Origin of the sequence: Anaerosporobacter sp. (genome assembly GCF_031551385.1) — a bacterium.
In the GTDB taxonomy this organism is placed as follows: domain Bacteria; phylum Bacillota; class Clostridia; order Lachnospirales; family Lachnospiraceae; genus Anaerosporobacter.
Genome location: NZ_JAVBNS010000219.1, coordinates 1 through 13147, shown reverse-complemented (window position 1 = coordinate 13147; position 13147 = coordinate 1). Strand labels below are relative to the sequence as shown.

General features: G+C 34.0%; 11 protein-coding genes. All 11 read left to right on the top strand.

From position 1 onward, the window contains the following. Nucleotides 1-22: 22 nt before the first annotated feature. Complete coding sequence (locus RMR19_RS16810; RefSeq protein ID WP_310604660.1) at nucleotides 23-1858, top strand: hypothetical protein; 1836 nt, start codon at nucleotides 23-25, stop codon at nucleotides 1856-1858. Then, nucleotides 1831-2055, top strand: coding sequence for a hypothetical protein (locus RMR19_RS16805; RefSeq protein WP_310604659.1), 225 nt, complete (start codon nucleotides 1831-1833; stop codon nucleotides 2053-2055). Before RMR19_RS16810 ends, RMR19_RS16805 begins: the two co-directional genes overlap by 28 nt. A gap of 116 nt (nucleotides 2056-2171) precedes the next feature. Next, a complete protein-coding gene (locus RMR19_RS16800; protein ID WP_310604658.1) occupies nucleotides 2172-3884 on the top strand; it encodes a methyl-accepting chemotaxis protein in 1713 nt (570 codons plus the stop codon). A gap of 13 nt (nucleotides 3885-3897) precedes the next feature. Further along, the gene (locus tag RMR19_RS16795; protein WP_310604657.1) at nucleotides 3898-5415 is read left to right on the top strand and encodes a glycoside hydrolase family 28 protein; all 1518 of its coding nucleotides are present in this window, start codon (nucleotides 3898-3900) and stop codon (nucleotides 5413-5415) included. 58 nt (nucleotides 5416-5473) lie between these two features. Further along, the gene (locus tag RMR19_RS16790) at nucleotides 5474-7225 is read left to right on the top strand and encodes a sensor histidine kinase (RefSeq protein WP_310604656.1); all 1752 of its coding nucleotides are present in this window, start codon (nucleotides 5474-5476) and stop codon (nucleotides 7223-7225) included. Further along, nucleotides 7218-8744, top strand: a complete 1527-nt coding sequence (locus RMR19_RS16785; protein ID WP_310604655.1) for a response regulator transcription factor — start codon at nucleotides 7218-7220, stop codon at nucleotides 8742-8744. The genes RMR19_RS16790 and RMR19_RS16785 overlap by 8 nt, the downstream gene beginning before the upstream one ends. Nucleotides 8745-8881: 137 nt before the next feature. After that, nucleotides 8882-10270, top strand: a complete 1389-nt coding sequence (locus RMR19_RS16780; RefSeq protein ID WP_310604654.1) for an ABC transporter substrate-binding protein — start codon at nucleotides 8882-8884, stop codon at nucleotides 10268-10270. 205 nt (nucleotides 10271-10475) lie between these two features. After that, nucleotides 10476-11330, top strand: coding sequence for a sugar ABC transporter permease (locus tag RMR19_RS16775; protein ID WP_310604671.1), 855 nt, complete (start codon nucleotides 10476-10478; stop codon nucleotides 11328-11330). 2 nt (nucleotides 11331-11332) lie between these two features. Next, nucleotides 11333-12184, top strand: a complete 852-nt coding sequence (locus RMR19_RS16770) for a carbohydrate ABC transporter permease (RefSeq protein ID WP_310604653.1) — start codon at nucleotides 11333-11335, stop codon at nucleotides 12182-12184. Next, nucleotides 12153-12368: a DUF6783 domain-containing protein gene (locus tag RMR19_RS22190; protein ID WP_310604652.1), complete on the top strand. Its 216-nt coding sequence runs from the start codon at nucleotides 12153-12155 to the stop codon at nucleotides 12366-12368. Before RMR19_RS16770 ends, RMR19_RS22190 begins: the two co-directional genes overlap by 32 nt. 129 nt (nucleotides 12369-12497) lie before the next feature. Continuing rightward, a partial coding sequence (locus RMR19_RS16760; RefSeq protein WP_310604651.1) for a glycosyl hydrolase 115 family protein occupies nucleotides 12498-13147 on the top strand: 650 nt, incomplete at its 3' end.

Below are 13147 nucleotides of genomic sequence, written 5' to 3'. Positions count from 1 at the left end.
TTACAAAAAGGAGAATGGATATATGACGGATAAATTTATAGTAAACATTATACATCGCCCAGAGATGGTGCCAGAGTATTCAGCTACAGTTACAGGTCATGGAAAGGAAGAAGATATTGGTGATAAAAAATTATTGACAGAGTCACTTGATATTTTCAAGACACAACAAAGAATTGCACATGAATATGGACTTAAAACAACAATTCAAATGACATATGCATCTCTCTTTAATGATGAAGCTGTGGAACTTGCAAAAGCAGATCATGAGAAGTATGGAGATGAAATTTCACTATCATTACTAGGTCTTCCTTGTGAAGAATTTCGTAAAAAATATAAAACAAAAGACTTCTGTATATGGATGTTCTCGATGGAAGATAAAAAATCAATTGTAAATGATGTGTTTGAAAAATTCTATGAACGATTTGGCTTCTATCCAGAATCAACAGGTTCCTATTATATGGATGCCGATTTGACAAACTACATAAAAGCAACGTATCCAACTGTAAAGTGTGCAGTAGCAACATGCTGGGAAGAAGGTCCAAAGGCATATCATACTTGTAATAACTCGTGGTATACCTTGTTTGATGGAGGTCCATGGGCACCATGGATTCCATCAAAACAAAATACGCATGCTCCAGCCGCAGATGAAACAGAGGATAGTGGAATTGTTGCAATTCCGCATCTGTCAAGAGATTTGATTGCTTGCTATGATGGAAATGGCTCTAATTTTGGAACGCACCCTCAGAATGTGTTGCGTGGAATGATTTATGACAGTGAAACATGGGAATATCCATATCTATATAACTTAATTGACCAATATCGTTCCCTTGAAAAATACAATAATGGATATTCCTATAATATGATGTTTGTAGGACCTGGTTGGATGAATAAGATGGGGCGTTGGGAGGCTCCATACGAATTATTAATAAAGTCTTATACAGAAGGTTGTAAATACTACGGAACATTGAAAGATGAAGGAAAGTTAATTGATATGACAATGTCTGAGTTTGCAGACTATTATCGTAAGAAAAAAACATATGCAGAGCCAGAATGTGCATTATGGCGTGACATTCTATATGGTTCAGATAAACAAGTATTTTGGTATAGTGATCCTTATCTAAGAGCATGTGTGAATATGGACCAAGGTGGAGCGATCGTGGATTTAAGACCTTATGTTGCAAAATTAGATTGGCCGGTTGGAATTGGAACAAAACATGTACAAGATGCTTCCTATCCTTTCTTAATTCAAGAGAAATATCGTGCAGGATATTTTACACATTATGCAGGGGAAGGAACAATTCGAAGTGCAAAACTTGCTTATAAAGGGGAAGAGGTTGACTTGTGTTTATGCCGTACAAAGGCACAATTTAGTCAAGAGGATAATACGAGAATATTAACATTGGATCCAGTAAGTGTAGAGTTTCAAGAACTGACAGTTTCTATTCAAACAAAAATCTATTTTGAAGAAGGGACAAGTTCTATTAAGATTGAAAGAAGTATTCTTGAAATGAGTGATCCGAGTGCAAGCGTAGAATTGAATGAATATATTGTAGCATGTTATGGTACAACAGAATATCCAGAAGATATGGCAGGAATTGTTTTACGTTGTGAGGGTGAAAACAGTAAAGAAATAGAATACGCCTATAAATGCAGAGAAGCAGAGCAAGATAATGCGATAGAGGTAAGTGCAGTAGTACCAAATGTTAATACAAAGGTTTCTCTTACTCCATCTACAAATGCAAAGGGCTATATAAGGGAAGGATATGCGTTTTCTCCAATGTTCACGTTAGGATATAGAAAGAATATGACAAATCAGGAGGTGTTTGCAACATGGCTCAATCTAGAAAAGGCAAACTAAATTACAGATGTCCTTCATGCTTTATGAGAGATTTAGATATTGATATGTTCTATGATACAGAGAAAAAAGAGTATTACTGTTTACGTTGCCAATATACAGGGAGAGAAGAGGATGTACGTGAGAAAAATGAAATGGTGAGGTTTCGCTATAGGGATATGATGCGTCGATTTTCATCATTTGAATTTGATAAGGAATAATTAAAAATTAGTTAGGCTATACAAAAACGAGGAGACTATTTCTGTAAAGATGGTTTCCTGTTTTTGTATTAGGCTATTATGTTTCGAATGGATAACAAAAGGAGAGGACGGTTATCGTGAAGAAAAAAAGGATAAGAAACAGAATTGGAATAAAGATAAGATTAACTCGTTCTTTTGTGAAAATATCTTGTATTACCTGTATTGCTGCAATTGTTGGAGGAATAGCAATAATCGTTATTTCTTGTTGTTATGAATATGCTTTAAAAAACTATGGTTTTTCACAAGGCAATATAGGAAAAGCGATGGTAGCATTCTCTGATACACGTAGTGCAACTCGTGCAATTATTGGCTATACCAATAAGGAAATTGCGGTTCAGTATAATGCAATTCACAATGAAAAAAAGAAAGTATTTTTAGAGTATATCGAAGGATTAGAAGAAATACTAACAGAGCCAGAGGACCAGATTCTCTACAATCAAATAATGACAAATCTACAAGCGTATTGGAGCATTGATAATATGGTTATCTACCTAGGGGATACAAAAGATCTAAGCTTAAGTCAAAGTGCACAAGTAAAAGCAGCAGAGCAGTTAGATCCCTTATATGAAATAGTATATGATGATATGGCTAGTTTAATGGATAGAAACGTAAAAAAAGGAAATCAAATAGAAGATTTATTGAATAAACTTAGTTTTTTGTGTGTAGCAATTATTATTTTAATAATGATGATAGCATTATATTGTTCTGTTCGTTTCGGTAAAATAATTGCAATGAGTATAGTGTTGCCTTTGGAAAATCTTGCAAAACGTCTGACATCGTTCGCGAGAGGAGATTTATCATCAGAATTTCCTGAGATGGAAAATAAAGATGAAGTGGCAGTTATGGTGGAGGAAGCAAAGGGAATGGCAGATAATCTAGGTAGAATGCTTAAAGAATCTAATAGATTATTACAAGAAATGGCTTCTGGAAACTATACCGTTAGTGTCAAAGAGGAAGTGAAATATCTAGGTGAGTTTATAGAATTGCAGAATGCAATGGAACAGATGAATGAGCAAATGAATGAAACATTACATCAGATAGAGAAGGTTTCCTCGCAATTATCAGAGGATGCAGCATCTCTATTAAAAGTAGCAACTGTTATATCAGAGGGGGCAGACGAACAGGCACAGTCAATAGTAAAACTAGAGGAATCGGTTATGATTGTAAAAGTTGCTTCAGAAGAAACATCAAATACAATACAAGGTTCTTCTGAGCAAGCAAAATGGTATGTGGAAAAAGCGGATCATAGCTTGTCAGAAATGGCAAAGATGGAGCAAGCAATGTATTGTATTAATGAATCCTCAACAAAGATAAATAGTATTGCAACAAAGATTGAAGAAATTGCATCGGAAACAAATCTATTATCTCTAAATGCTGCTATTGAGGCAGCACGTGCAGGAGAATCAGGAAGAGGATTTGCAGTAGTTGCAGACCATATTCGAAAGCTTGCAGAGGAGAGTGCAAAATCTGCTGTGGATACCCGAGTTTTAATTGGAGGGACATTACAGGAGATTGAGGAAGGAGCAAATGCAACGAAGAAAGCGGTGGAGTCAATTGATGAGGTTGTATTCGGAATGAAAACAATTGCAGATACATTAGAAAAAATGAATGTAACAACAGCAGAGCAGAAGAGAAAGATGAATGAGTTTTTAGATATTATTCGTCGGATTTCAGAAGTTGTACATAGGAATTCCGTAACAGCACAAGAGACTTCGGCAACGAGTAACGAATTATCATTGCAGGCAACTTTTTTAAATAAATTAGTTGGGAAGTTTAAATTGAAAGAATAAGGAGAGATGTAAGATGAATAACAGATATCATGTAATGGAATGCAAAGAAAATGAAGATATAAAGATTATGGCAAGATCACCGATAGAAACATGGACATATAGTAGTGTTGCTGTTTTGTGGGATAAACCAGAGGTAGATAAAAAAATTAGTGAATATGAAGTATATGTGGATGGTAGTTTACAGGTTTGCTGTGAGACAAGCAGTTATACGTTAGAGAATCTCCAACCACAACAGATTTATTCTATTCAGATTCGTGCCAGATTAGAAGAAGATATCGTAATATTTAGTGATGAAATTGTTGTTACAACAAAGAAAATGCCTAAGATAAATAATATTTTGGATTTTGGAGCAGTTCAGGGAGGAGAAGTGCTGAACACACAGATGGTACAAAGGGCGATTGATCTTTGTGGAGAGGGAGATTGTGTATATGTTCCAGAAGGTATTTTTCTAACAGGAGCTATTTATTTAAAGAGTAATATGACGTTGTTCATAGAAAAAGGTGGAAAACTTTTAGGAAGTGAAAACTTAGTAGATTATCCGCTGATGAAGTATCGTTTTGAAGGTCTAGAGACAGAGTGCTATGCAAGCTTAATTAATACAAGGGAAGCAAAAAGACATGCGAATATTACAATTATGGGAGAAGGGACAATTGACGCTTCCGGAAGTTCGTTAAGAAAGAAGGAACTGAAGGAAGAAGCAGGGAAACCAGGAAGAGCAGTTTGTATTCGAAATACAGTTGGAGTTTATCTTAAGGATATTACGATACGCCAATCGCCAGCATGGTGTTTGCACACAATCTATTGCAAAAATGTTTCCCTCAATCATGTTCAGATACATACGAAGTATGACGAGGCTGGAGAACAATACCAAGGGATTAGTAACGGTGATGGTTTTGATCCTGATTCTACAAGTAATGTCAATGTCTTTCAATGTATGATTGCAAGTCAAGATGATTGCATTGCAATTAAATCGGGACGTGATGCAGAGGGAAGAAGCGTTGGAATACCTTCGGAACATATCTGGATAGCAGACTGTGAGTTTAATAGTGGGTTTGGAGTTGCGCTGGGAAGTGAGATGTCTGGAGATGTAAGGGATGTTTCTATAACAGATTGTATATTCAAGGAAGTATATAGCCTGGTTACTATAAAAGCTCCTAGAGGAAGAGGAGGAATTATAGAGGAGGTTAAAGTGAAATCTATAAAACATACAAATTATAGTTTGGAGCATGAGGATTGCAAGTGGTTTCGTGGTGCAATTAATATAGACCAATTTTATGGTCATGAGAAATTTGATGATACAAATTGTAAAGCTATTAGCGAACAAACGGCTATAATACGAAATATTTATATGGAGGATATTTCAATGGAGACGATTGCAGGAAATGCGATTTATATTATGGGATTACCAGAGAGCCCAATAAGAAATATATATTTAAAAAACATTGTTGCAAAAGGCAAACATGGTTCTGTAATAAGAAATGTCCAGAATTTGAACTTAGATAATGTGAGAATTCATACAAATATGGAATAGGGATATAAATAATTTTTTGAATTTGATATAATGATACTAGGATAGGGGGGAATTTACGATGAGTAAAAGAATACGTAAGAGATTTGAAAATACAAAATTATCAAATAAAATGTTGTTAATTTATTTGATTTTTGCAAGTATTTTTTTATTAATATCCATAGTTGCATTGCAAGTGAGCTTAAAAATATACGACGGGAAATTATATGAAAAATCAATGCTGGAATTGGATTTTTTTACTCAAAAGGTAAATGATAACTTAGAAGATGTAAAGGATTTGTGCTATTCTATTGCATTGGATACACAGATACAAGAGAGTCTTTCAAAAATGGCATCGTTAAGTGTTCTTAGCTCGGAATATTCTTACGAAAAGTATGGTTTTCGGATTCTTTTGATGAATGAATTGAATTCAAGTGCTATTATTAAAAATCTGATATATACAGATGAAAAGAGAACAAAGTTTAAAGTTGGCTTAGATTGTGGGACGATTGCTGATAATGAATATAATAGTATATTAGAGCAATTTCATGAGGCAAGAGGAGGATATGTCGTTAAAAATCCGACAGAAGAGTATCCTTATCTGCTAACAGGGTGTGATATTCTAGAAGTAAAGAATGTAAGTTTGAATTATTTGGGTTCATTTTTGTTTACTTGTGATGTTGCAGGGGTGATAGACAAGCATATTAACAGTTTGCAGGCAACACACGCAGCATTATTTGTATACTCAGAGGACGGAATGATTTATCAAGGAGCAGAACAGACTCCTAAACTGCCTTCTTTAGAAGAGAATGATGGGTGTAAAATTATTAAATATCAGGGACAGAAGTATTTTATGTGCTATTTAAAATCATCAACGACAGGTTGGATGTATGTAAATATTTTTCCTTATAGCGAGATATATGGACAAACAATGGTAGTAAGAGATTTTATGCTGGTGGGATTTTTTGCTATATTTATTCTTTCTTCCTGGGCGATGAAAAGAGTGTCTTATATCGTTACGAAACCATTGGAGCGATTATCTAAGTCTATGAGAATTGTTGAAACAGGAGATTTTCAAGGGGCAAATGGTGTGCTTAAAGTAGAGAATCGACAAGACGAGGTTGGTTTACTAACACAAGAATTCCAATTTATGTTGGAGAAAATTAATGAATTGATTAAAGAGAATTATGAAAAGCAAATTTTATTGAAGGATACAAAATATAAAATGTTACAAGCACAAATTAATCCACATTTTCTCTATAATACGTTAAATGCGATTAATTGGATGGTGAAGGCGGGAAGAAACGAAGAGGCTGGTAAGATGATTATAGAGCTAGGAGAGTTGTTACGAGCTTCTTTTGCGCAAAATCCATACGCTACAATTGAGGAAGAATTGAATGTGCTAAAGAGTTATATTACAATTCAGCAATTTCGTTATCAAAGTAGAGCAGATTTTGTGATTGAAACAGAGGGCAATGTTGATGTATATATTGTTCCACGTATGATTCTGCAGCCACTTGTGGAAAATTCAATTAATTATGCCGTTGATAATTCTTTAGAAAAATGCCAGATTGTTATTCGGATTATTGAAGAAGATGAGTCGATATTAATTGTTGTAAAAGATAATGGACCAGGTATTAAACCAGAAGACCTGGAAAAGATTCGTAATTTTACAATAAAACCAAAGGGGAATGGAATAGGTTTAAAAAATATTCGAGAACGATTGAGTATTACGTATGAATATAGTAGTTTTGAGATAGAAAGTCAATTAGAGAAGGGAACGAGTGTGCAGATTCGTGTATCTAAGAAGGAGGGTATGATGCAAAATGTATAGGCTGCTAATTGTGGATGATGAGGAAATTGAAAGAGAAGGAATGGCAAATTTTATACCATGGAGTAATTATGGTATAGAATTGGTAGGAACTGCATGGAATGGAGTCGAGGGATTAGAGCAAATTCAGGTGAAAAGACCCGATATTGTTATTACAGATATTAAGATGCCTGTAATGAGTGGAATTCAATTAATTCAAGAAGCAAAAAAGAAGTATACAGATATAGAATTTATTGTTTTATCAGGATATGGTGAGTATGAGTATACAAGTCAAGCAATGGAAGAAGGAATACGACATTATATATTAAAGCCATGTGATGAGGAAAAAGTAGTTAATGTGTTAGGACAGGTTATAGCAGAAATTGAGAGTAAGCAGGAGAAAAGGCGTAAAGAAATTGAATATCAACATAAAGTAAGTAAATTACTGCCTCAAGCAAAGGAACAGCTAATACGCAATATACTTTTAGATTGTGAGCGTGTAAATAATGTTTCTGATATGTATTTAAAAGAAGAGGGGATATTAGAATCTGATGGTTTGGTACTGGCAATTAGAGGAAAAAAGGGATTTGACTATCTTGAACAATTTGTAATAGGAAATGTACTACATGAAATGCTTGAAGATGGAAGTGTTTTATTCCATACCACAATAAAACATGATGTAGTATTTATTCTAAATTGTAATTGTATTGAAGCGATAGAGGAAGCATATATTCGAGTGAAACAGGAATTTGTTAAGATTAGTTCCATGTGTTTACAAGCGGCGATAAGTAAATATGGAAAACTAAAAGATATGAGTGAACTCTATATACAGGTGCAGGATTTATTTCAAATGAATGAGATTGAACATTTGGAAGTGTTATTAAGCTATAAGAAGTTTTCAGAGAAAGACTGCAATGATATTATGGTTTTTGATTATGGACAATTAGAAGATGCAGAAAACTATGATCAAATTATATTTGAAGTTTACTTAGCTTTCTTAAAGATGAATGTAAATAACTTTAAGAAAAAGCAGAAGGAAGAACTTTGTGAACTGGCAATTAAGTTGACTTGTGGAAATGAGTATATATCTAGGTGGAAAAAGGAGATTAATAACATAACTTCTGTGGAGGAGCTTTTTGAATTGGTCGTGGATATTCTAGGAGAGAAGAAAGGACTATATTTGAATGATAAAGTACAAAAGCGAATACATGATATTCTTTTTGCAATCTATAATCATATAAGCAGACCAGAGATGAGTATGCAGTTTTTAGCAAAAGAAGTGTTGTTTATGAATGAGGATTATTTTGGTAGACTTTTTTTGAATTATTGGAAAGAGAAATTCTCCACATATATATTAGTGAGACGAATTACGTTAGCGCAACGATTACTGCAATATAATCCAGATATTAAGATTTCATTTCTTGCCGAGAGTGTTGGTTATTCTCCGGATGGTCAATATTTCTCAAAGGCATTTCGTAAAATTGCTCAAATGACACCAACAGAGTATCGAGATTTATTAAAGAATGAGGTAAATAAAAACTGACTTTTTCGTGAGGAAAAGTCGGTTTTTTTCAAAATTACACTCGTGAAATTCCATTCTTATTTAAACGTGTTTCTATTACAATAAGAGTATAAAAGATGTTAACCAACTTTTAAAAAAGAGAAAAAAGGAGACTGGATATGAAAAAAAAATTAAAAAAAATTATGGCATTAGTTTTAGCTGGGGTAATGATGTTTTCAGCAACGGCTTGTGGCAGTAAAAAGGGTACGAATGAAAATACTGCTTCAGGTACAACGGTATCAGAAGATACGTCAAAAGATTCTAAAGGAACATCGGAAACAACGAAAGATGATAAACCAGTAGTAATTAAAATCACTTGGTGGGGTGGACAAACAAGACATGATCAAACACAACAAATACTAGACTTATATACAAAAGAACATCCAAATGTTACTTTTGAAGCATTACCTTCTGGTTGGGACGGGTATTTTGAAAAACTATCAACACAGGCAGCGTCTGGATCAATGCCTGATATTGTACAGATGGATTATCTCTACATTACAACATATGCTAAAAACGGTACATTAACAGATATGCAGCAATTTATTGATGATGGAACAATTGATGTTTCTAACATTGATGAAAAGCTGTTAAATTCTGCTAAAATTGATAATAAAATGTCTGGACTTGTATTATCAAATTCACTTTTATGTGTTGGATATAATCCGGATGTACTTACAGAAGCAGGATTAGAAGCTCCAACAAGTGATTGGAAATGGAATGACTTCATCTCAATGGTAAATACAATATATGAAAAAACAGGAAAACAAGGTGCGGCAATGGGACCAGTAGAAGATACAAACATCTTTAATTACTGGGTAAGACAACATGGAGAAACATTATTCAGCGAAGATAATAAATCATTAGGTTATGATGATGATGCAATTTGTGCAGAATATTTTCAAATGTGGAAAGATTTAATGGACAATAAAAGTTTTCCAAATCCAGATGAATGGGCGCAAATTCAAACTTTAGGACAAGAAGCAGGACCAGTTACAACAGGTGATTCAGCATTTACTGTTGAATGGAACAACTATGCAGCAAAATTAAGTGCAATAAATGATAAGCTTAAAATTGTAACACCTCCATTATCAAATGATTCTGAAGACAAAGGTTTATGGATTAAACCAGGCATGTTCTTCTCTGTTGCAGAGACATCAAAAGTAAAAAAAGAAGCAGCAGAATTTATCAATTGGTTTATTAATTCTGAAGAAGCGAATGATATTATAATGGCAGAAAGAGGTACACCAGTATCTTCTGAAATCCGTAATTATATGGTTGGGTCAGGAAACTTGAATGCACAACAAATAGATATGTTTAACTATGTAGACCAAGCTGTTGCGCTTTCAGGAGTTACACCTTTACCAGATCCAATTGGTATGTCAGAAATAAATGAAGCATTCAAAAATGCAGCAAATAGTGCGTTCTATGGACAATCTACTCCAGAGCAGGCAGCAGCGAACTTCAGAAATGAAGCAAATGAAATATTAGAAAGAAACAATCAATAAGAATGAGATATGTTTGGTTAGGGGTTGCTGTGACAGCCCCTTTCTAATCTTACAATAAGATAAATGAAAAAGATAATTCACTTAGATAGTATTAATTCGCACAAAAGTAAGCAGTGTGCAGATTGGAGTAAATGTGAAAGGAAAACAAAAAATTAAGCCAGCAAGAGAACAATATGCGAGGAAAGATAATATAGTAGCATATCTTATGTTGTCTCCATGGTTATTTGGATTTTTAGTTATGTGGTTAATACCAATGGCTATTTCAATTTATTTTTCCCTTACAAATTTTAATTTATTAAATGATCCTAAGTTTATTGGATTAACAAATTATGTTCGAATATTTACGCAAGATAAAACATTTTTACAAGCATTAAAAGTAACATTCACATATGTGCTTTTCTTAGTTCCTCTTCGCCTTGCTTTTGCACTTTTTGTAGCAATGATTTTAAATAAAAAGCATAAAGGGTTAGGAGTATACCGAACATTTTACTATATTCCATCGATTATCGGAGGAAGTATATCGGTATCAATTGTTTGGAGACAGATTTTCGGGAATAAAGGTGTTATTATGAATCTGCTTTCCGTGTTTGGAATTGAACAAAACATGTCTTTAATTGGTAATCCGGATACCGCATTGGGAATTACGATATTAATGGGAATTTGGCAATTTGGTTCTTCTATGTTAATATTCTTATCAGCACTAAAACAAATTCCAAATTCTTTATATGAAGCAGCAAAAGTAGATGGTGCAAAACCTTGGAGAACATTTATGAAAATTACACTTCCGATGTTAACACCAACCATTTTCTTTAATTTGATTTTACAAATCATCAATGGTTTCCGTGTATTCACAGAGACTTATGTAATTACTAACGGTGGTCCTTTAGATAGTACGTTATCGTATGTATTATATCTATATAGAAGAGCATTTACTTACTTTGACATGGGTTATAGCTGTGCACTTGCTTGGGTACTTGTTGCTATTGTAGGTGTGTTTACTGCAATACTATTCAAAACCCAGAAACAATGGGTATATTATGAGACTGGAGGCAAAGAATAGACATGGGTATGAAAAAAAACAAACAACTACACTCTATCATGTTTCATGTAGGTGCATGTTTACTAGGACTTATTATGATTTATCCATTGCTATGGTTGCTGGCAAGTTCCTTTAAGAGCAATGAGACAATGTTTGTGGATACCTATTCATTGATCCCTAAAGAATGGGATATTATAAAGAATTTCAAAAGTGGTTTTGATGGAATTGGTGGTATAAGGTTCCATACATTCTTTTTCAATTCTGTATTTGTTACCGTAGTTGGTACAATTGGCTGTGTAGTCACATCATTATTCGCCGCATATGCATTCTCTAGAATAAAGTTTAAATTCGGAAACTTTTGGTTTGGCTGTGTAATGATGACTATGATGATACCTGCACAAGTAATGGTTGTTCCACAGTATATTATTTTAAAAAAATTAAATTTGATTGATACGAAAGCATCACTAATATTACCTTGGTTCTTTGGAGGAGCATTCTTTATCTTTTTAATGGTTCAATTCTTTAGAGGAATTCCAAAAGAACTAGACGAGGCAGCGGAAATTGATGGTTGTGGAAAAGTAGCAACATTATTTAGGGTATTAGTCCCAGTTGTAAAGCCTGCTATAATAAATGCATCTATTTTTTCATTCTACTGGATATGGCAAGATTTCTTCCAACCATTAATTTTTATTAACAGTCCAAAGAACTTTACGATTCCATTAGCACTAAATATGTATCTTGATCCAAATTCCTATAATAATTACGGTGGATTGTTTGCAATGTCAGTAATATCATTATTGCCTGTCATTATATTTTTCATCATTTTCCAAAGATACTTAGTAGATGGAATTGCGATGGATGGAATCAAGGGCTAGGGCGTGTTTGAAAATTGATTTCACCGTTCTGCACCCTCCACTCAGCGGTCTGAAAGTTCAAAATTCAGTCAACATAGCCCGCTACGCCTCCCGAATTTTGGACTTCCAACCCACTAAGTGGAGTGCACAAAGCCCAGTACAAGCATTTTTCAGACACACCCTAGGAATCCCAATTAAAACATAATTTATCTGAACAAGATTTGCAATGAAAACAGCAAATATACCAATATAATATTTTACTTAACATAGCTATAATGATGATATATCAAACCTCAAGTAGGTGAGGAGGAAAGTAAGTTGGAAGGAGTTATGTATGAGTCTGATAATTAACAGAAATTTAAAAATTATTGCATTAATAGAATCCGAATCTGTAAACCACGCAATAAGTAATCTACAACGAGATATAGTTAAATCCTGTGAAGAAACACAAGAAGAAGGAATAGAGCTTCACTTGATGAAAAAAGAAATGAAGGATGAGAGCTTTTCGTTACAAGTAGATGCAGGAAAGCTGTTTCTATATGCAGCAGATTCACTTGGCTTTATCTATGGAATCTATGAAATTAGTCGTTCTATCTTAGGAATAATGAATTTTTGGTTTTGGAATGATCAACAGATTGTCATGAAACAAGGTTATGAGGTAGCGGAGGATTTTTCGTTTACCTCAAAACCTTATCCAGTTCGATTTCGAGGTTGGTTTGTCAATGATGAAGTACTTCTTCATACGTGGAGTGTAGATCGAGAGAAAGATAAACCTTGGGAAATGGTATTTGAGGCGTTACTTCGTTGCGAAGGTAATATGATAATACCAGGAACTGATAGAAATTCAGAACATTATCGTAAGATAGCATCTAGAATGGGACTTTATATAACGCATCATCATGCTGAGCCGTTAGGAGCCGAGATGTTTGCGAGAGCCTATCCAGATTTAAATCCTTCCTATGTAGAGCATTCCGATAAATTTAA